The sequence below is a fragment of the Nocardiopsis aegyptia genome (genome assembly GCF_013410755.1).
Lineage (GTDB): Bacteria > Actinomycetota > Actinomycetes > Streptosporangiales > Streptosporangiaceae > Nocardiopsis > Nocardiopsis aegyptia.
The window spans coordinates 4,997,508-5,016,095 of the sequence record NZ_JACCFS010000001.1 but is presented as its reverse complement, the minus strand read 5'-3'; the positions used below and the strand labels follow the sequence as shown (position 1 = coordinate 5,016,095).

The following is an 18,588-nucleotide window of genomic DNA, read 5'->3' as shown; positions in this document are numbered from 1 at the left end:
CTAGGCTTCAGGCTGACGACTGGCCGGAATCGGTCGAGGACGGAGCCGACAGGAGTACGGGAACGATGGCGACAGACCACCGCACGCTGCACAACCGGGTGCTGGCCGTGCTCGGGCCCGCCATCGCCGGGGACGAGTACGCCGCGGGCCACACGTTCACCCTCCAGGGGCTGGAGCAGGACTTCGGCGTCTCCCGCACGGTGGCGCGCGAGGCCGTCCGGGTGCTGGAGTCGATGCGGCTCGTGGTCAGCCGCCCCCGCACCGGCATCCGGGTGCGCCCCCGCGGCGAGTGGAACATCTTCGACCCCCAGCTCATCCGCTGGCGGCTGGCCGGCGACGGCCGGATGGTCCAGCTGCGCTCCCTCAACGAACTGCGTGCCGCCGTGGAACCGGCGGCGGCCGCCCTGTCCGCCCGCCACGGCGGTGCCGAGGAGCGGGCCCAGCTGGCCGTGGTGGCCGAGCAGATGGCCGCCACCGGCCGTGCGGGCGACCTGGAGACCTTCCTCGAACTGGACATCGCCTTCCACCGCCGCATCCTCGAACTCTCCGGGAACGAGATGTTCGCCGGGCTGGCCCAGGTGGTCGCCGAGGTCCTGGTCGGGCGGACCTCCTACCACCTGATGCCGCTCACGCCGCGCCCGGAGGCGCTGCGCCTGCACCTGGCGGTGGCCCAGGCCATCCGGGACGGGCTTCCTGACGTCGCGGAGGCCGCGATGCGCTCCATCGTCACGGAGGTGTCCACCGCCCTGGAGGACGACACGCCATCCGAGCCGGACGACGCGCCGTCCTCCTGAGCGGAGGCATCCGCCCTAGACCACAAGGCTGAGGCCGAAGGCCAGGCCGAAGCCCACGAAGCCGATGAGCGTCTCCATGACGGTCCAGGTCTTCAGCGTGGTCTTGACGTCCATGTTGAGGAAGCGGCCGACCAGCCAGAAGCCCGAGTCGTTGACGTGCGAGAACGCGGTGGCGCCACAGGCGATGGCCACGACGACCAGCGCCAGGTCGATCGAGGACAGGCCGGTGCTGGCGTGCACGGCCGGGGCGATCAGACCGGCGGCGGTGGTCAGGGCGACGGTCGCCGAACCCTGGGCCACGCGCAGGGCCAGGGCGATGACGAAGGCCGCGACGATCACGGGCAGGCCGGTCTCCTCCAGCGTCCCGGCGAGCGCCTCGCCGATGCCGCTGGTGCGCAGGACGCCGCCGAACATGCCGCCGGCGCCGGTGATGAGGATGATGGCGCACACGGGGCCGAGCGCGCCGCCGACGATCTCCTCCACGCGGGTGCGGCTGAAGCGTCCGCTGCCGAGCACGACCATCGCGGCGAGCAGCGTGACCAGCAGCGCGATGGGGGTCTGGCCGAGCAGCATGAGGACCTGCACCCAGAGGGCGTCCTCGGCGACGGCGCCGGTGGCGACGAGCGTGGACGTGCCGGTGTTGCCGAAGATCAGCAGCATCGGGAGCAGCAGGAGGCCCAGGACGGTCGCCAGGTGCGGCGGGTTCTCGTGCTTGACCGTGCCGTCGGCCAGGATGTCGTCGGGCACGGGGAGTTCGAACCGCTTGCCCGCCCACAGGCCGAACAGGTAGCTGGAGAGGTACCAGGTCGGGATGGCCAGGACCAGGCCGACCAGGAGGGTCAGGCCCATGTCGGCGCCGATCTCCACGGCGGCGGTGACCGGCCCGGGGTGCGGCGGCACGAAGGCGTGCATGACCGCGAACGCACCGGCCGTGGGCAGGGCGTACGTGAGCACGGACCCGCCCACGCGGCGGGCCACGCTGAAGACGATCGGCAGCATGACGATGAGGCCGACGTCGAAGAAGATCGGGAAGCCGAAGAGCAACGAGGCCACGCCGAGGGCGAGTGGTGCCCGCTTCTCACCGAAGAGCCTGATCAGGGCGCCCGCCAGGACGGCGGCGCCTCCGGTGATCTCCAGCAGGCGGCCGATCATGACGCCCAGGCCCACGAGGAGGGCGACGTTGGCGAGGGTGCCGCCGAACCCGTCCAGGAGGGTGGGCACCACCCCGGAGACCGGGATGCCGGTGGCGAGGGCGGTCAGGACGCTGACCAGGACGAGCGCGACGAACGCGTGCAGTCGGAAGCGGATGATCAACAGCAGCAGGAGCGCGATGGCGCCCGCCGCGATCCCGAGGAGGGGACCCGTGCCGTAGACGGGCTCGAAGTTCTCCACGACGGAGCCTTCCAGTGGACGGTGGTGCGGTGGCCGCCGCGTTAACGGCTCTGACCCACGCTGGAAACGAACATCGGCAATGGTAATACCATTTGTGAGCTTCTGTGAACCCGCGCGTTCGTATCTGTTACTTCGCTGAGACCCGCGTCACCCACAACCCCCTCCCCACAGGCGTTCCCGCACGTCGGGCCCCGGGGTAAACCGCTCCCCGGGGCCCGATCACGACGCACGGCCGACCCGCCCTCAACCCGCCAGGGCAGCCGCCACCGCCCGGCCGACCTCCTTCGACGTCAGATAGGGCACGGCGTCGTGCGCCTTCGGCCCGTTGTCCACGGGCACGTCGTCGATCCCCCCGAACAGCGGTTCCAGTTCCTTGACCAGGGCGACCACGTCGCGCCGGTCCGCCACGTTGGTCCACGCACGCACCACCCGCGGCCGGACACCCCGACCGCCGACCGGCGCGGGTGCGAGGCGGTCGAAGATCAGTCCGGCGATGCCCAACGGCGAGCCGCGTGTCGGGTCCGATGCGCTCACGGACCCGTTCCCGTGCCCGCTCCCTGGTCTCCGGATCGGTGAGGTAGGCGCGCACCTGCTTGAGGTCGGCCACCATCGCCCGATCGGCGACCCCGGCGAAGGCGCGGTGGTGGGACAGCGAGGTCAGTGCGCGCTGCACCCAACTGGGGGCACCGAAGCGGACCGGTGCCCCTCGGGCCGGAAGAGATCGCCGTAGAACGCCATCGCGACGTCCTCGGCCGCGATCTCCGTCCCGGCCCGTTCGACCCCGTCGGCGAGCGCCGGGTGCCACTCCGACAGCAGGGTGTTGGCGCCCTCGAACTGCTGAGCGATGCCGTGGACACAAACAATCCGGGCCACGTGGGCTCCTCCAGGGATCAGGGGGTGGTGAACGAACTCGGATCGATCCGGAGCGCGACCACCCCGGAGTCGGTGGCGGCATAGAGGTCACCGGCCCCGGTGACCGCCATGTCGTTGATCCAGCTGCCCACGCCGATCTCGCCGACCACCGCGCGGGCCGCGTGGTTCCAGACCCGGATCGTCCCGTCGTCCGAGCCGGTGGCCAGGAGGTGGCGATCACCGATAAAGAACGACCACGTCCTCGTCGGTGAGGTCCACGTCCGCGACCCAGCGCCTGATCTTCTCGCGAATGTCGTTCGCGCTCTCGTATCCGCCCATGCCCTCCAGAACGGGCTCGTAGTCGAATGCGGTGAACAGGTCCCGGACCGCGCGCACGTCCGCGCCGACCCTGCCCAACTGCTGCTCCTCAGGGAGGTTCCGGTACCTGGAGACGCCGATGGCGACGAAGAAGCGACGACCGGTTCCGCTCGGCAAGGGGCCCACCTCTCCGGTTTTCGCCGTGGGGTTATCTGTAATTTCGCGTCGCCCGAAAAGGACGGATAGCCGAAACTCACCCCATTATGCCCACACGCCTCCGGTCTCTCCGGGATCATGAATCCCTCCCGCGGACCTCTGGGCCGCCAACGCTCCACTATTGACAACATGCTGTCGTATTGACAGGATGTTGTCATGAACACGGAGAGCGCCACCACCGTCCACCTCGCCGTCTACGACGACCTCGCCGACTGGGAGATCGGGCACGCGGTGTCCCAGATCCGCTCCGGTGACTGGCAGCGCCAGCCCGGGCGCTACGACGTCGTCACCGTCGGGCTCACCGGCGCGCCGGTCACCACCATGGGCGGCCTCACGGTCCTGCCCGACATCACGCTCACCGACCTCAAGCCCACCGCGAGCGCGATGCTGATCCTGCCGGGCGCCACCGGCTGGGACACCGAACCCGAATCCCTGGCGCCCTTCGCCTCCGCCGCCGGGATCTTCCTCGACGCGGGCGTGCCGGTCGCCGCCATCTGCGGCGCCACCGCCGGCCTGGCCCGCGAGGGGCTGCTCGACCACCGCGACCACACCAGCGCGGTCCCGGAGTACCTCCAGGCCACCGGCTACGCCGGCGCGGACCGCTACCGCCACGACCTCGCTGTCACCGACGGCGACCTCATCACCGCCAACCCGACCGCGCCGGTCGAGTTCGCCCGCCAGATCTTCCTGCGCCTGGACCTGCACCAGCCCCGGATCGTCGACGCCTGGCACCGGCTGTTCGCCCAGCACGACGCCTCGGCGTACATGGTCCTGCAGGAGGAGGCGTGAGCCGGGCGCCGGCGGCGACCGACCACGCCGCCCTGCTCAGCGGGACCGCGATGAGCGTCTTCCGCCTCAACGGCCAGATCCTGGGCGTGGCCGAGGAGCTGGCGCGCGCGGGCGGGCTGACGGCCGCACGGTGGCAGGTCCTGGGCGCGGTCCTGGACGAGCCGCTGCCGGTCTCCGCCATCGCCCGCCGGTTCGGCACCTCCCGCCAGAGCGTCCAGCGCATCGCCGACGTGCTGGTGGAGCAGGGCCTGTGCGAGTACCGGCCCAACCCGGCGCACAGCCGGGCCAAACTGCTCAGACCCACCGACGCCGGGCTGGCCGCGGTGCGCAGGATCGGCCCCGACCACGCCCGGTTCGCCGACGCTCTGGTGGCCGAGATGGGGGTCGAGGAGGCCCAGGAGGCGCTGACGGCCCTGCGCTCGCTCTCCGAGGCGCTGGACCGGGTCACCGGGGACTGACCGGCGCCGGTTATGTTCGGTGGGAACCCCACGCCAAGGAGCCCGCCATGATCGACCTGCGCTCGGACACCGTCACCCGCCCCACCCAGGCCATGCGCCGGGCGATGGCCGAAGCCGAGGTCGGCGACGACGTGTTCGGCGAGGACCCGACCGTCCGGGAGCTGGAGGAGGAGACCGCCGCGCTGCTCGGCGCGCAGGCGGCGCTGTACGTTCCCTCGGGCCACATGGCCAACCAGCTCGGGCTCTACGTGTCCACACGCAGCGGCGACGAGGTGTGGGCGCACGAGCACCACCACCTCATCGGGGACGAGCAGGGGGCCTCGGCCGTCCTGTCGCGGGTCCAGCCGCGGTGTTTCTCCGAGGGCGTGGTGCCCTCGGACGCGCAGCTGGAGTCCTGGTTCGCGGGCGCCCGCCAGGGCAACGTGCACCGGGCCGAGCCCTCGCTGCTGTGGCTGGAGAACACCTTCACCGGCCGGGTGGTGCCGTTGGCGGAGCAGCGCCGGGTGACCGGTTTCGCGCACCGCAACGGTATGCGCACCCACCTGGACGGCGCCCGGCTGTGGAACGCCGCCGCCGCTCTGGACGTCGCTCCGGCCCGGGTCGCGGAGGGTTTCGACACGGTCTCGGTGTGCTTCTCCAAGGGTCTGGGCGCGCCGGTGGGCTCCGCGTTGGCCGGTGACGCCGACACGGTGCTGCGGGCCCGCCGGGGCCGCAAGCTGCTCGGCGCGGGGATGCGCCAGGCCGGGATCATCGCGGCGGGGGCGCTGCACGCCCTGCGCCACCACCGCGAGCGGATCGTGGCCGACCACGAGCGCGCGGAGCTGCTGGCCGCCCGTATCGACGAGCTGCCCGGCCTGTCGGCCGCGGCGGCCACCAACATGGTCCTGGTGGACACCCCCGCGGGCAGGGCGGCGGAGTACGTCGACGCCTTCGCCGACCACGGGGTGGCCGCGCTGGGCGACGGATCGCGCATCCGCCTCGTGCTCCACCTGGACATCACCGACGGCGACGTCGCCGAGGCCGCCCAGCGGATCTCCAAGGCCGCGGCGCAGCTGTGACCGCGGCACCCGCCCAGGTCAGGGCGGATGCCCGCGGCTACACTGTGCCGGTCCCGCGGACGTGTCCGTCGCCCGGGGGTGGTGCGCGTCACGACGCGTAGTAGCATTCGGCGTATGACATTGTCGTACTAGAGAGTGGTAGCACCGCAATGCCGGGAAGAATCCAGTCCATCGAACGCGCGGCCGCCATCCTGCGCCTGCTGGCGAGCGGCGCCAGAGGGCTGAGCCTCGCGGAGATCTCCCGGTCGCTCGAACTCCCCAAGGGCACCGCCCTGGGCATCCTGCGCACGCTCCAGCACGTGGGCTTCGTCGAACAGGATCCCGAGTCCGGCCACTACCGGCTCGGCGGCGGGATGCTCAGTCTCGGCACGCGCTACCTGGACGGGAACGAGCTGCGCACACGGGCTCTGAACTGGGCGGACACCCTCGCCTCACGGAGCGGGGAGAGCGTACGGATCGGCACCCTGCACAAGCGGCAGGTGTTGATCGTGCACCACGTGTTCCGGCCGGACTCCTCCGCGCAGACCCTGGACGTGGGGACGCTGCTGCCGCTGCACGCGACCGCCATCGGCAAGGCCCTGATGGCCTTCGACCCCCTCGCCGTACCCGACGAGGACCCCGCGACCGCCGACAACGGCGACGCCCTCACCCTGACCTCCTTCACCCGCCACACCGTCACCTCCCCCGCCGTCCTGGAGCAACAGCTGGTCGAGGTCCGCGACAGCGGCTGGGCCTGGGAGGTCGAGGAACTGGTGGAGGGCGAGGTGTCGATCGCCGCGCCCATCCGCGACCGGCGCGGGGTCACCGTGGGCGCGATCGGGGTGCGCGGCGCCGTGGAACGCCTGGCCAGCTCGGAGGGCAAGCCCGACATGGAGCAGGTCTCCTACGTGCGCGACGCCGCGCGCGCCATCTCCCGCGAACTGGGCGTCACCCCCTACTGACGCCGCCCCCGTGCGGGCCTGCCACCCCCGTACGGGCCCGCCGCCCCGGACACGCCCGCGCCCCGCCATCGAGCACCCGCCCTGGTCACAGGGAGGGCGGCTCGGCGTGCGCCGGAGACCCACTCCTTCACAACCCTTCACCGGATTTATCAGGAACCCCCGCCGGAGTGGTGCGCTTCCCTGCCCCGCCCGGCTCTGGAAGCGTGATGGGCACCCCCAGCAGTGACCCACGCGACACGATTGCGTCACGCGGCCTTGACATGGGAAGGAAAGACGGATGAAACTAGCGCCTAATCGTGCGTCAATGTCGTACATCGTGCGGAGTTGAGAAGGGTTCACACGTCAGCGGCCCACCGGAGGCGGCCTCGTACACGCGAGACCGCGCCGAACCGCCGCGGCACCCTCCCCGTCCGCCCACCCACCCCAGAGCCGTCCACCTGAAGGCGAGCACCCGATGAGTCAGCAGTACGTCGCCGCGATCGACCAGGGAACCACGTCGAGCCGCTGCATCCTCTTCGACCGTGACGGGCGCATCGTCTCGGTCGACCAACGCGAGCACCGCCAGATCTTCCCCCAGCCGGGCTGGGTGGAGCACGACGCCATGGAGATCTGGGCCAACGTCGAGGTCGTGGTCAAGAACGCCCTCCAGAAGAGCGACATCACGCCGGACCAGGTGGCCGCGATCGGCATCACCAACCAGCGCGAGACCACCGTCGTCTGGGACCGCGAGACCGGCGAGCCCGTCCACAACGCCATCGTCTGGCAGGACACCCGTACCGGTGACCTCGCCCGCGAGCTCGGCGGCGACCAGGGCCAGGACCGCTTCCGCGAGACCTGCGGCCTGCCGCTGGCGACCTACTTCTCCGGCCCCAAGCTCCGCTGGCTCCTGGACAACGTCGAGGGCCTGCGCGGGCGCGCCGAGCGGGGCGAGGTCCTGTTCGGCACCATGGACACCTGGATCATCTGGAAGCTGACCGGCCGCCACGTCACCGACGTGACCAACGCCAGCCGCACCATGCTGATGAACCTGCACACCCTGGAGTGGGACAACGGCGTCCTGGAGGCCATGGACATCCCCGCGGCCGTCCTGCCCGAGATCCGCTCCTCCTCCGAGGTCTACGGCCAGGCCCGCGGCTACCTCGCCGGCACACCCGTCGCCTCGTCCCTGGGCGACCAGCACGCCGCCCTGTTCGGCCAGACCTGCTTCGACCCGGGCGATGTCAAAGGCACCTACGGCACCGGCACCTTCCTGGTGATGAACACCGGCACCGAGCCCGTGACCTCCCAGAACGGCCTGCTCACCACCCTGGGCTACAAGCTGGGCGACGAGCCCGCCGTGTACGCCCTGGAGGGCTCCATCGCGGTCACCGGCTCGCTCGTGCAGTGGCTGCGCGACAACCTCGGCCTCATCGCCAGCGCTCCGGAGATCGAGACGCTGGCCCGCACGGTGGAGGACAACGGCGGCTGCTACATCGTCCCGGCCTTCTCCGGCCTCTTCGCCCCGCACTGGGACAGCGACGCGCGCGGCGTCATCGCCGGCCTGACGGGCTACGTCAACAAGGGCCACATCGCCCGCGCCGTCCTGGAGGCCTCGGCCTGGCAGACCCGCGAGGTGGTCGACGCGATGAACGCCGACTCCCAGATCGACCTGACCTCGCTGAAGGTCGACGGCGGCATGACCGCCGACAACCTCCTCATGCAGATCCTGTCCGACGTCCTGGACGCCGAGGTCGTGCGCCCGATGGTCGCCGAGACCACCTGCCTGGGCGCGGCCTACGCCGCGGGTCTGGCCGTGGGCTACTGGCCCGACGTGGAGACCCTGCGCGCCAACTGGCACAAGGCCGCCGAGTGGACGCCGAAGATGGACGCCGACGTCCGCGACCGCGAGTACCACAACTGGAAGAAGGCCGTGCGCCGCACCCTGGACTGGGTCGAGCGCGACGACGAGAAGTAACCCGGGGGTCTCCCCTCCACATCAACCGCCGCCCAGGGGCCCTGGTCCCATCGGAACCCCTGGGCGCGGTCCCGGGGCACGGTCCGTGTCCCTTCCATCCCATCATGTGACGGGTGGGTCCGATGATGCCCGTGTCCGGCAGTCCCTCGCCGACACGGCCGGCCCTCCCGTGACCCGGCTGCCCCTCGAGGGGCGGAGGTCCCCATGGTCTATCTGGCAGAGTTCGTCGGAACGGCGATCCTGATCCTGCTGGGCGGCGGTGTCGTCGCCGGTGTCGTGCTGGCCAAGTCCAAGTCCGAGAACGCGGGCTGGATCGTCGTCACGTTCGGTTGGGGTATGGCGGTCGCGATGGCCGTCTACGTCACCGGCACCACCAGCGGCGCCCACATCAACCCCGCGGTCACCATCGGTCTGGCCAGCATCGGCGACTTCGAGTGGTCCCTGGTGCCCGGCTACATCGCCTCCCAGATCGCCGGCGCCTTCACCGGCGCGGTCCTGGTCTACCTGGCCTACTTCGCGCACTGGAAGCACACCGACGACCCCGACGCCAAGCTCGCCGTCTTCAGCACCGCTCCCGCCGTGCGCCACCCGGTCGCCAACTTCATCACCGAGGTCATCGGTACCGCGATGCTGCTCCTGGGCATCCTGGGCATCGGCGCCAACTCCGGTCACATCTCCCAGGGAGAGGTCGACCTGGCCGGCCTGTTCAGCACCGGTATCGCCCCGCTGCTCGTCGGTCTGCTGGTGCTGGCGATCGGCCTGTCCCTCGGCGGCCCGACCGGCTACGCGATCAACCCGGCCCGCGACCTGGGCCCGCGCATCGCGCACGCCCTGCTGCCCATCCCCGGCAAGGGCTCCTCCGACTGGGGCTACGCCTGGATCCCGGTCGTCGCACCGATCGTCGGTGGCGTCCTCGGCGCCTGGATCTGGCGGCTCGCCGGCTTCGCCGCCTGATCCCACCGCGGTCCCGTCAGAAGCGCAGCGAAGGGGCGCCCGGCACACCGAGCCGGGCGCCCCTCGCCGTGTCCGGACGAGAAGCCGGAGCCGGCACACACGCTCCCACCGACCCAGGTTCGACAATGCCGCACAACATGAGCAGACAGTGACCACTCAGGCCACTCCAGCCACTACCAGTCACGAAAACCTCGGACTCAGCACCGATCTTCAGAACTTCCACCAGCAGAGAGGTGGCCGATCTTCACTGTCGTTCGGCATTGTCGTATTATGCAGTGGACACCCTCCTGAAACGTGGAGCCCGTTCAGGTGACCGCGCGGATCCCCGCCATCCCTCCCGATCGGTTGGAGCACCAGCCATGACAGTCAAAGCCCACCAGAACGACACCACCTCCTCACGCGCGCGCACGCGCGAGGAGCTCACGCGAGGCACCTTCGACCTCCTCGTGATCGGCGGCGGCATCCTCGGCACCTCCGTCGCCTGGACCGCCACCCAGGCCGGCCTGCGCGTGGCCATGGTCGACTCCGGGGACTTCGCCGGGGCGACGTCGAGCGCCTCCTCCAAGCTGGTCCACGGCGGCCTGCGCTACCTCCAGACGGGTAACGTGCGCCTGGTCGCGGAGAACCACAAGGAGCGCCGCTCCCTCGCCTCCGACGTGGCGCCGCACCTGGTCAACCCGATGCCGTTCCTGGTCCCCATCTACAAGGACGGCCCCCACGGCGCCGCCAAGATGGGCGCGGGCGTGTTCCTGTACTCCGCGCTGTCGGCGTTCGGCGACGGCATGGGCCGCCTGCTCTCCCCCGCCCAGGCCCACCGCCTGGCCCCGGGGCTGCGCACCGACGGCCTGAAGTCGGTGGCGGCCTACAGCGACCACCAGATGAACGACAGCCGCATGGCCGTGATGAGCGTGCGCGCCGCGGTGGACGCCGGAGCGGTCGTCCTCAACCACGCCGAGGTGGTGGGGCTGCGCAGCACGCGCGGCCGGGTCACCGGGGCCGACCTGCGCGACCGCGTCGGCGGCCAGGAGTTCGGGATCGACGCGCGACTGGTCCTCAACGCGACCGGCCCCTGGGTCGACCGCCTGCGCCGCCTGGAGGACCCGGACGCGGCGCCCAGCGTGCGCCTGTCCAAGGGCGCCCACCTGGTCCTCAAGACCCCGGAGCCGTGGCGCGCCGCGCTGACGATCCCGGTCGACAAGTACCGTGTCTCCTTCGCCATCCCGTGGGAGGGCCGCCTGCTCCTGGGCACCACCGACGAGGAGTTCACCGGCGACCCCGCCGATGTCGGCGTCGTGCAGTCCGACATCGACCAGATCCTGGGCGAGGCGGCCCTGGGCATCGACGCGCCCTACCTCGACCCGGCCCACATCAGCTACTCGTTCGCGGGACTGCGGGTCCTGCCGGGCGGCCCGGGCTCCAGCAGCACCGCCAAGCGGGAGACCGTGGTCACCCAGGGCCGCGGCGGCATGCTGTCGGTCGCGGGCGGCAAGTGGACCACCTACCGCCACATCGGCCGGACCGTCCTGGAGGAGCTGCGCCGCGTCTCCGCCGTGCCGCTGGCCGAGGACATGGCCGACCCGCTGCGCACGGTCCCCCTGCCCGGTCTGGCCAGCCCGGACGCGGTGGCCCAGCGGATCATCATCGACCGCGACCCGGGCGCGCGGATGGACCCGCTGGTCGCGCGGCACCTGGCCTCGCACTACGGCAGCCTGGCCCTGGACATCGCGGCCCTGGTCCGTGAACAGCCGGAACTGGGCGAGCGCGTGCACGCCGACGGCCCCGACATCTGGGCCCAGGTGGTGTTCGCCCGCGACCACGAGTGGGCGGTGACCGCCGACGACGTCCTGCGCCGCCGCACCACGGTGACCGTCCGCGGCCTGGACACACCCGAGGTGCGCCGACGCACCGAAGAGCTGCTCCAGGGCTGAGCGCCGGGCGGGCGCGGACCCCGTCCGCGCCCGCCCGGCGCCCCCGCGGACGGGGGTTCCCCGTACGAGGTTTCGTCTCCGAGCGGCGCTCGGCCGTCAGACCCCCGACACAACGAGGACGCCCCCGGAAGGAAGTACCTTCCGGGGGCGTCCCACTACGTGGCTACGTGTTAGATAGCGACGACGTTCTCGGCCTGCGGGCCGCGCGTACCGGCGACGACGTCGAACTCCACGCGCTGGTTCTCCTCCAGGTTACGGAAGCCCGTGCCCTGGATCGCGCTGTAGTGAACGAAGGCGTCGGGGCCACCGTCGTCGGGGGAGATGAAGCCGAAGCCCTTCTCGCCGTTGAACCACTTCACAGTTCCCTGAGCCATGTTTTCTCCTTCAGCTCGGTGTACACGGACGCATACTCACACGCCCGATAATTGCCGCGAGCCGATCCATGAGAAACCGCCCGCCGGTCACAAACTCCGCGGGCAAGACACCAACTGCGAAATTCAACGACTAACAATCACTACTGAACTTATCACAGACGAGCCCGTTGGCGAGGGTCCTGAGTGTGGCAACACGCACCACATCCTGAGGAATACGGTCCGTCCGGTCGGGGAACCCCTGTGGCGCATGGGATGGACACCCTCTCGTCACCCTCCGCTCACGCGGATGCCACCAGCGTGTCGTCGACGCACTTCAGTACTGGTGGCGCCGGCACCGTGTCCGCTCCGGGCCCCGCCCCTCCGAGGAGAACGACGAAGGGCTCCCCACCCGGCGGCAGTGGCACCGGCCGGGGCCCTCTCCGACAGCCGGTCCACGTTCCGGACGGGGCAGCACAAGAGCACACGAGTCCGGACGGACACCCTCGAATCGGTGCCGTCCACCCGCGTTCCGGCGACGAATTCCGCTTTCGGCGGACACGGCCCCGGGCCCGGGCGGAGAACCGCCACGAGCCCTCCCCCGGAAAACACGGAGAGGGCCCCGTCCTCCATGGGGTGGAACCAGGAGGCCGTGGACCCTCCCGGGCCGGGCGGCGGGCGGTGGGACGGGCCTCAGCCCTGGTCGATCCCGACGAAGTGGCCTTCCTCGGCTTCGAGCAGGGGGGCGGAGTCGTCGCCCTCCTCCACCGTCGGCAACTTCACGTCCTCCGGCGGGTTGGCCGCCAGCTCCGCGTCGACCTCCGCCCACGTCCGGTGCAGCTGCGGCACGCACGACAGCAGGTGGCGGCTGTAGGGGTGCAGCGGGTTGTCGAACACCCGCAGGGTGGGACCCATCTCCGCGATGGCGCCCTTGCGCAGGATCACCGACTTGTCGCTGACGTAGTTGCCCAGTGAGAGGTCGTGGGTGACGAAGAGGATGCCCAGTCCGCGCTCCTTGAGATCGCCGAGCAGGTTGAGCACGTCGATCCGGGTGGAGGCGTCCAGCATGCTGATGATCTCGTCGGCGACCAGCAGCTTGATGTCCAGCAGCAGCGCCCGCGCGATCAGCAGGCGCTGGAGCTGGCCGCCGCTGAGCTGGTGCGGGTACTTGTTGAGCACGTTCTCCGGGTCCAGGCGCACGGTCCCCACGGCCGCCAGCACCTTGTCCCGCCAGTCCGCGTCCGAGACACCGGGGAAGTAGGAGCTGCGGATCATCTCGAAGACCCGGTCGGCCTTGAAGATCGGGTTGAAGCAGCTGAACGGGTCCTGGAAGACCCCCTGCACCTTCCGGTAGTACTCCTTGCGGGCGGCGAATCCCTTGATGGTGGTGATGTCGGTGCCTTCGACCGTGATCCGGCCCGACGTCGGCTTGAACAGGCCGAGGACCATCTTGCCGATGGTGCTCTTGCCGCTGCCGCTCTCACCGATGAGGGAGACGACCTCGCCCGGCTCCACCGTCAGGCTGACGTCGCGGACGGCGCGCAGCCGCCCGCCGCCGAACGCTCCCACCCGGTACACCTTGTGCACGCGGTCGAGTTCCAGCATGGTCTGCCTCACCCCGTCTTCCAGCAAGCGGCCCAGTGGCCGGGTTCGATCTCGAGCAGCGGCGGCTGTTCGTTGCACTTGGAGAAGGCCATCGGGCAGCGGTCCTTGAACCGGCAGCCCGTCGGCGGGTTGAGCAGCCCGGGCGGCGTGCCGGGAATGCCCTCCAGGCGGGTCTCCTCCGCCGTCGAGCCGACCTCGGGCAGCGCCGAGATCAGCATCTGGGTGTAGGGGTGCTGCGGATTGTTGATGATCGTGCTCGTGGAGGCCTTCTCCGCGATCCGGCCCGCGTACATCACCATGATCGTGTCGGCCATCTGGTACACGAGCGAGATGTCGTGGGTCACGAACACCATGCTCTTGACGTAGCCGCGGTCGCGGAACTCCACCATCGACTCGGCCACGGAGCGCTGCGTGGACACGTCCAGCGCCGAGGTCGCCTCGTCGGCGATCAGCAGCGACGGGTTGAGCAGCGTGGACATCACCATGACCACGCGCTGCTTCATCCCGCCCGACAGCTCGATCGGGAACCGGTTGAGCACGTCGGTGTCCAGGCCGACCAGCTCCAGCCGGCGCTCCAGCTCCTCGGCGATGTCGGCCGGACGGAGCCCGCGCGAACGGAGCAGCTCGTTGATCATCCGCCCGATCTTGCGCGTCGGGTTGAGCGCGCTCATCGCGTACTGCGGGATCAGCGAGATCTCGTGGTAGCGGAAGGGCACCATCGCGTCGTCGTCGGCGATGGGCAGTTCCTTGCCGTCGAGCTCGACGGATCCCCCGACGTGGCGCATCCGCGAGTCCAGGCGGATCAGGCTCTTGCCCAGCGTGGACTTGCCGCAGCCCGACTCTCCGGCCAGGCCCATGATCTCGCCGTCGGCGAGGTCGAAGTTGACTCCGTCGAGGGCGTGGACGTCCCCGCGCAGGGTCTGGTAGTAGACCTTCAGGTCCTTGACGCGCAGGGTCATCACAGCTCCCGCAGCTTGGGGTTGAACACTTCGTCCAGACCCACGTTGAGGATGTACAGAGAACCGACCAGCGTGGTGATGCCGAGACCCGGCGGGATGAACCACCACCACATCTCCAGCTGCAGGGCGCTCCAGGCGACCGCGCTCTCCAGCATCAGGCCGAGCGAGACCCCGTTGGTCGGGCCCAGACCGATGAAGTCCAGGCCGGCGGCGATGAGGATCGCGCTGCCGAAGAGCAGGATGAAGGTCATCACCAGGTAGGAGCTCATGTTCGGAGCGACCTCGGTGGTGATGATCCGCCAGGTGCGCCGTCCGCTGAGCCGGGCGAGGTCGACGAAGTCGCGCGTGGCCAGGGACAGGGTCTGCGAGCGCACCGCGCGCGCGGCCCACGGCCACGACGTCAGGCCGATGAACATGCCCTGGATGAACACACCGCGTGCGTCGAGGTAGGCCACGGCCACGATCAGGACGACCATGGCGGGCAGCACCAGGACCACGTTGGTGATCATGTTGAGGATCTCGTCGACGATCCCGCCCTTGTAGCCGGCCACGAAGCCGATGGCGGTACCGATGACGAACGCGACGCCGCCGCCGAACACGCCGATGAGGAACGTCGAGCGCAGGCCGTAGACGAACTGGGCCCAGATGTCCTGGCCGAAGCTCGTCGTGCCCAGCCAGTACTCGCCGCTCGGCGGCTCGCTCTGCGGACCGACGTAGGCGTTGGGGTCGTCACCGACGAAGAAGGGGCCGATGAGCCCGATGAGCAGGAGGCCGAGGACGATGCTCGACCCGATGAGGAGCTTGGGGTTGCGCCGCGCGAAGTGCAGGGTCTCGGAGACCTTGCGCTCCGCGGCCGGTTCGGGGGCCTTGGCCCCATCCGCGCCCGGGGCGCCGGCGACGTCGGTCATGCCGCTCCTCCCGTCATCTGCACCCTGGTACGCGGGTCGACCAGGACGTAGACGATGTCGATGATGAAGTTGGCGATCAGGACTCCCACGACCACGAACAGGAAGATGCCCTGGAGGAGGAAGAAGTCGCGGTTGGTCAGGGAGTCCAGGATCAGCGAACCCAGACCAGGGTAGTTGAAGACGATCTCGGTGAGCAGGGCTCCGGCGATGATCGTGCCCAGCTGGACGGCCAGGCCGGTGATCTGCGGCAGCATCGCGTTGCGGAACGCGTAGCGGCGGATCAGCTTGCGCGGGGCGCCCAGCGCCTGGAGGTAGTTGGAGTAGTCCGCCTCCAGCTCGTAGATGATCATGTTGCGCATGCCGATCGCCCAGCCGCCGAGTGCCACGACGAACATGGACAGGAACGGCAGGAACCAGTGCATGACCAGGTCCCAGATGAACTCCCACGTGAACGCGGGGATCAGGGAGAAGCTGTAGCCGTTGGCGACGGGGAACCAGCCGAGCACCACGGCGAAGGCCCAGGCGAGCAGCAGGGCCAGCCACATGTACGGCGTCGCGGTGAGGACGTAGCCGACCGGCAGGATCGTGTTGTCCAGGATCTTGCTGCGGGCCGCGTAGGCGCCGAAGCGGTTGCCGACGATCCAGCTCAGGAGGATCGCGGGCAGCAGGACCGCGAGGGTGTACGGGACCGCGCGCAGGATGATGTCGATCACCGGCTCGGGGTAGAGCATGATGCTGATCCCCAGGTCACCGCGGAACAGTCCGGCCCAGAAGCTCAGGTACTGCTGCCACAGCGGGGTGTCGAGTCCGAAGAGCTCGTTGTAGTAGGAGTTCATGCGTTCGAGGGCCTCGGGGTCACTGATCGAGGCGCGGGAGAGCATGCTCCGGACCGGGTCCCCCGGCATGAACCGGGGGATCATCCAGTTGATCGTGACCGCGACGACGAACGTCAGCAGGTAGACGGCCAGTTTGCGGCCGATGTAGCGCCACACACTTTCCTCCAGGGTGATGGCGGCGGACGGTCATGGGCCCCGTTGCCCTGGGACCTCGCGGGATCGGTTCGGGGCTCGGGACGCGGCGGGTTCCTCGCCGCCGGCGTGCTCGTGGGCTCGCCGTGACAGTGGTTCCTCGTGGGAGTCCCGCGCCCCGCGCGGGGCGGGCGCCGGGCTTGGGGGCGGCGCCCGCCCCGCCGGGACACGGCCCCGGCCGGACCGGACCTGCGACGGCCTCACTGGCTCGTCACGGGTATCGCGGTCCGGCCGGGGCGGGAAGTGGCCGGGGCGGGGGGTGGGAGCTCCCGACACCCCGGCCTCGGGGTGGCTACTCGGCGGCCGGTTCGAGCTCGGCGAGCATCTGCACCGCACTGAGCTCCAGCCAGCCGTTCCAGAGCGCGGCCGGGTAGTCCGGCGTGTCCTCGGCTTCGGAGGGCCAGTTCGTCCAGTTGTTGGTGCTGTGCTGCGCCCAGAGGCCGTTGTACCAGAGCGGAATGGCCGGCAGCTCGGTCAGCTGGACCTCCTGGATCTGCGAGCTGAGCTCGACCTGGCCCTCGATGTCGTCGACCGGCAGGGCGGCGAACTCCTCGACCAGGCTCCAGACCTCCTCGTTCTCGTACCGTCCGAAGTTGACCGTGGTCTGCTGCTCCTGGACCGGCTGCTGGAAGAGGTAGTCGTAGTAGGTCCAGGGCGTGTTGCTCTGCTGGCGCTCGTTGTTGATGAGCATGTCGAAGTCACCGGAGTTGCGGCTGTCGACGAGCAGGTCGAACTCGGGGAAGTCCGCGGTGACGTTGATGCCGACGGCCTGGGCGTGCTCGGCGATCAGACGGGCCGACTCCATCCAGTCGGTCCAGCCGGACGGCACCTGCAGGGTCAGCTCGATGGGCTCGCCGTCGGGCGTCTCGACGAAGCCGTCCCCGTCCTCGTCGAGGTAGCCGTTCTCCTCCAGGATCGCGACGGCCTCGTCCTGGTCGAAGGTGAAGCCCTCCTCGGCGACCAGCTCGTGGTCGATGAACTGGTCCCAGGCCGGGAGCAGGCCGGTGGGGCTGGCGCCCTCGACCAGGTTGGAGTACGGGCCCTCGATGATCGCCTGCATGTCGATCGAGTGGGCCAGCGCCTGACGGAAGTTCACGTCGTTCATCGGCTCGCGGTCGTGGTTGACGACCAGCCAGGCGGTGTTGGCGCTCTGCATGTACGGAGGACCGTCGTAGTAGCTGGTCAGCGTCTCGTCGCCCTCCAGCACCTGGTCGATGCCCGGGAGGAAGTTGTTCGAGAGGTCGACCTCGCCCTGGGTCAGCATGTTCATCGTCACCTCGTTGGAGGCGTTGACGATGTCCACGATGTAGCGGGCGTCCATGTCGATGTCGAGGGCCTCGATCGCCCACCAGTCGTCGTTGCGCTCCCAGACCATGCGGTCGTCGCTGTGCGACTCGTAGACGTAGGGGCCGGTGACGACCGGGTTCTCGTTCGGGTTCTCGATGACGTCGGTCTCCGACATCTCGGACCAGATGTGCGAGGGGACGACGGGGTTGGTGTACGCCCAGTTCATCCACTCCTGCGGGCGCGACTCCGAGAAGGTGACCTCGACGGTCAGGTCGTCGGTGGCCTCGACGGACTCGACGTAGTCCCAGACGTTGCTGTAGGGCGAGCCCTCCATCTGTCCGAGTTCGAGCGTGGTCACCACGTCCTCCGCGACCAGCGGCTCACCGTCGGTCCAGGTGACACCCTCGCGGAGGGTGATCTCGTGGACGTTGTCGGCGGTCCACTCGTCGCTCTCGGCGAGCCAGTGGACGTACTCGCCCGCGGCCGAGTCGTAGAGGAAGAGCGGCTCGTAGGCCAGGCCGATGGTGCCGACCGCGTACTGGCCCTTCATCATGGGGTTCCAGCTCGTGGGTGGACCCCATGCGGTGCCCGTGGTGTACAGCGTCTCCTCTCGGGGGTAGGACCCCGAGTTGCCATCATCTTCTCCGCCGCCACTCGAGCAGGCAGTGGCCGCGATGGCCAGTGCCGCGAGTGCCGCCGGAAGCCGCAGCGATCTCATCTCGACTCCTCCTTCGACCCGGACGGCCCGTGGGGGGATCCCCTAAGCTGGGAGCGCTCCCAGACGGTGCCGGGATGGG

Annotated in this window: 19 protein-coding genes; 8 read left to right on the top strand and 11 right to left on the bottom strand. The window is 69.9% G+C overall.

Annotation, left to right across the window (positions count from 1 at the left end):
• Nucleotides 1-65 precede the first annotated feature (65 nt).
• Nucleotides 66-794 (top strand): FadR/GntR family transcriptional regulator, encoded by a 729-nt coding sequence (locus HNR10_RS22400; protein ID WP_179826615.1) that lies wholly within the window; start codon nucleotides 66-68, stop codon nucleotides 792-794.
• A gap of 15 nt (nucleotides 795-809) precedes the next feature.
• Here HNR10_RS22400 and HNR10_RS22395 read toward each other — a convergent pair whose 3' ends face one another.
• The 5 genes from HNR10_RS22395 to HNR10_RS22385 form a co-directional block, all read right to left on the bottom strand.
• Complete coding sequence (locus HNR10_RS22395; RefSeq protein ID WP_179826613.1) at nucleotides 810-2,186, bottom strand: GntP family permease; 1,377 nt, start codon at nucleotides 2,184-2,186, stop codon at nucleotides 810-812.
• A 243-nt stretch (nucleotides 2,187-2,429) separates the two neighbouring features.
• Nucleotides 2,430-2,720, bottom strand: coding sequence for a hypothetical protein (locus HNR10_RS31395; protein WP_246406371.1), 291 nt, complete (start codon nucleotides 2,718-2,720; stop codon nucleotides 2,430-2,432).
• A 123-nt stretch (nucleotides 2,721-2,843) separates the two neighbouring features.
• A complete protein-coding gene (locus HNR10_RS31390; RefSeq protein ID WP_246406369.1) occupies nucleotides 2,844-3,059 on the bottom strand; it encodes a hypothetical protein in 216 nt (71 codons plus the stop codon).
• A 17-nt stretch (nucleotides 3,060-3,076) separates the two neighbouring features.
• A complete protein-coding gene (locus HNR10_RS31805) occupies nucleotides 3,077-3,208 on the bottom strand; it encodes a hypothetical protein (RefSeq protein WP_281390152.1) in 132 nt (43 codons plus the stop codon).
• Between the two features lie 67 nt (nucleotides 3,209-3,275).
• Nucleotides 3,276-3,533, bottom strand: coding sequence for a caspase family protein (locus tag HNR10_RS22385; RefSeq protein WP_246406367.1), 258 nt, complete (start codon nucleotides 3,531-3,533; stop codon nucleotides 3,276-3,278).
• Nucleotides 3,534-3,728: 195 nt separating this feature from the next.
• Between HNR10_RS22385 and HNR10_RS22380 the strand changes: the two genes are divergently transcribed.
• The 7 genes from HNR10_RS22380 (at nucleotide 3,729) to HNR10_RS22350 (ending at nucleotide 11,654) form a co-directional block, all read left to right on the top strand.
• Entirely contained in the window at nucleotides 3,729-4,361 is a 633-nt protein-coding gene (locus tag HNR10_RS22380) for a type 1 glutamine amidotransferase family protein (RefSeq protein WP_179826611.1), read from the top strand.
• Between the two features lie 50 nt (nucleotides 4,362-4,411).
• The gene (locus HNR10_RS22375) at nucleotides 4,412-4,819 is read left to right on the top strand and encodes a MarR family winged helix-turn-helix transcriptional regulator (RefSeq protein ID WP_179829896.1); all 408 of its coding nucleotides are present in this window, start codon (nucleotides 4,412-4,414) and stop codon (nucleotides 4,817-4,819) included.
• Nucleotides 4,820-4,866: 47 nt separating this feature from the next.
• On the top strand, nucleotides 4,867-5,877 hold the full coding sequence (locus tag HNR10_RS22370; protein ID WP_179826609.1) for a threonine aldolase family protein: 1,011 nt from the start codon (nucleotides 4,867-4,869) through the stop codon (nucleotides 5,875-5,877).
• A 149-nt stretch (nucleotides 5,878-6,026) separates the two neighbouring features.
• The gene (locus tag HNR10_RS22365) at nucleotides 6,027-6,818 is read left to right on the top strand and encodes an IclR family transcriptional regulator (RefSeq protein ID WP_179826607.1); all 792 of its coding nucleotides are present in this window, start codon (nucleotides 6,027-6,029) and stop codon (nucleotides 6,816-6,818) included.
• Between the two features lie 454 nt (nucleotides 6,819-7,272).
• On the top strand, nucleotides 7,273-8,772 hold the full coding sequence (glpK, locus tag HNR10_RS22360; protein ID WP_179826605.1) for a glycerol kinase GlpK: 1,500 nt from the start codon (nucleotides 7,273-7,275) through the stop codon (nucleotides 8,770-8,772).
• Nucleotides 8,773-8,976: 204 nt separating this feature from the next.
• The gene (locus HNR10_RS22355) at nucleotides 8,977-9,726 is read left to right on the top strand and encodes an MIP/aquaporin family protein (RefSeq protein WP_179826603.1); all 750 of its coding nucleotides are present in this window, start codon (nucleotides 8,977-8,979) and stop codon (nucleotides 9,724-9,726) included.
• 359 nt (nucleotides 9,727-10,085) lie between these two features.
• Complete coding sequence (locus HNR10_RS22350; RefSeq protein WP_179826601.1) at nucleotides 10,086-11,654, top strand: glycerol-3-phosphate dehydrogenase/oxidase; 1,569 nt, start codon at nucleotides 10,086-10,088, stop codon at nucleotides 11,652-11,654.
• 170 nt (nucleotides 11,655-11,824) lie between these two features.
• On the opposite strand, the gene HNR10_RS22345 is transcribed toward HNR10_RS22350, so the two are convergent.
• The 6 genes from HNR10_RS22345 to HNR10_RS22320 all read right to left on the bottom strand — a co-directional run bounded on the left by HNR10_RS22345 (nucleotide 11,825) and on the right by HNR10_RS22320 (nucleotide 18,509).
• Nucleotides 11,825-12,028, bottom strand: a complete 204-nt coding sequence (locus tag HNR10_RS22345) for a cold-shock protein (RefSeq protein ID WP_053615475.1) — start codon at nucleotides 12,026-12,028, stop codon at nucleotides 11,825-11,827.
• Between the two features lie 669 nt (nucleotides 12,029-12,697).
• On the bottom strand, nucleotides 12,698-13,609 hold the full coding sequence (locus HNR10_RS22340) for an ATP-binding cassette domain-containing protein (protein ID WP_179829895.1): 912 nt from the start codon (nucleotides 13,607-13,609) through the stop codon (nucleotides 12,698-12,700).
• Between the two features lie 8 nt (nucleotides 13,610-13,617).
• Complete coding sequence (locus HNR10_RS22335) at nucleotides 13,618-14,568, bottom strand: ABC transporter ATP-binding protein (protein ID WP_179826599.1); 951 nt, start codon at nucleotides 14,566-14,568, stop codon at nucleotides 13,618-13,620.
• Nucleotides 14,568-15,476: an ABC transporter permease gene (locus HNR10_RS22330; RefSeq protein ID WP_179826597.1), complete on the bottom strand. Its 909-nt coding sequence runs from the start codon at nucleotides 15,474-15,476 to the stop codon at nucleotides 14,568-14,570. Before HNR10_RS22330 ends, HNR10_RS22335 begins: the two co-directional genes overlap by 1 nt.
• Entirely contained in the window at nucleotides 15,473-16,468 is a 996-nt protein-coding gene (locus tag HNR10_RS22325) for an ABC transporter permease (RefSeq protein WP_179826594.1), read from the bottom strand. The genes HNR10_RS22330 and HNR10_RS22325 overlap by 4 nt, the downstream gene beginning before the upstream one ends.
• 328 nt (nucleotides 16,469-16,796) lie before the next feature.
• Nucleotides 16,797-18,509 (bottom strand): ABC transporter substrate-binding protein, encoded by a 1,713-nt coding sequence (locus HNR10_RS22320; RefSeq protein WP_179826592.1) that lies wholly within the window; start codon nucleotides 18,507-18,509, stop codon nucleotides 16,797-16,799.
• Nucleotides 18,510-18,588: the final 79 nt, after the last annotated feature.

Excerpts from the sequence above, each read along its gene's own strand:
- HNR10_RS22400 (WP_179826615.1), top strand. The coding sequence starts at position 66 with ATGGCGACAGACCACCGCACGCTGCACAACCGGGTGCTGGCCGTGCTC.
- HNR10_RS22380 (WP_179826611.1), top strand. The coding sequence starts at position 3,729 with ATGAACACGGAGAGCGCCACCACCGTCCACCTCGCCGTCTACGACGAC.
- HNR10_RS22375 (WP_179829896.1), top strand. The coding sequence starts at position 4,412 with ATGAGCGTCTTCCGCCTCAACGGCCAGATCCTGGGCGTGGCCGAGGAG.
- HNR10_RS22370 (WP_179826609.1), top strand. The coding sequence starts at position 4,867 with ATGATCGACCTGCGCTCGGACACCGTCACCCGCCCCACCCAGGCCATG.
- HNR10_RS22365 (WP_179826607.1), top strand. The coding sequence starts at position 6,027 with ATGCCGGGAAGAATCCAGTCCATCGAACGCGCGGCCGCCATCCTGCGC.
- glpK (WP_179826605.1), top strand. The coding sequence starts at position 7,273 with ATGAGTCAGCAGTACGTCGCCGCGATCGACCAGGGAACCACGTCGAGC.
- HNR10_RS22355 (WP_179826603.1), top strand. The coding sequence starts at position 8,977 with ATGGTCTATCTGGCAGAGTTCGTCGGAACGGCGATCCTGATCCTGCTG.
- HNR10_RS22350 (WP_179826601.1), top strand. The coding sequence starts at position 10,086 with ATGACAGTCAAAGCCCACCAGAACGACACCACCTCCTCACGCGCGCGC.
- HNR10_RS22345 (WP_053615475.1), bottom strand. The coding sequence starts at position 12,028 with ATGGCTCAGGGAACTGTGAAGTGGTTCAACGGCGAGAAGGGCTTCGGC.
- HNR10_RS22340 (WP_179829895.1), bottom strand. The coding sequence starts at position 13,609 with ATGCTGGAACTCGACCGCGTGCACAAGGTGTACCGGGTGGGAGCGTTC.
- HNR10_RS22335 (WP_179826599.1), bottom strand. The coding sequence starts at position 14,568 with ATGACCCTGCGCGTCAAGGACCTGAAGGTCTACTACCAGACCCTGCGC.
- HNR10_RS22330 (WP_179826597.1), bottom strand. The coding sequence starts at position 15,476 with ATGACCGACGTCGCCGGCGCCCCGGGCGCGGATGGGGCCAAGGCCCCC.
- HNR10_RS22320 (WP_179826592.1), bottom strand. The coding sequence starts at position 18,509 with ATGAGATCGCTGCGGCTTCCGGCGGCACTCGCGGCACTGGCCATCGCG.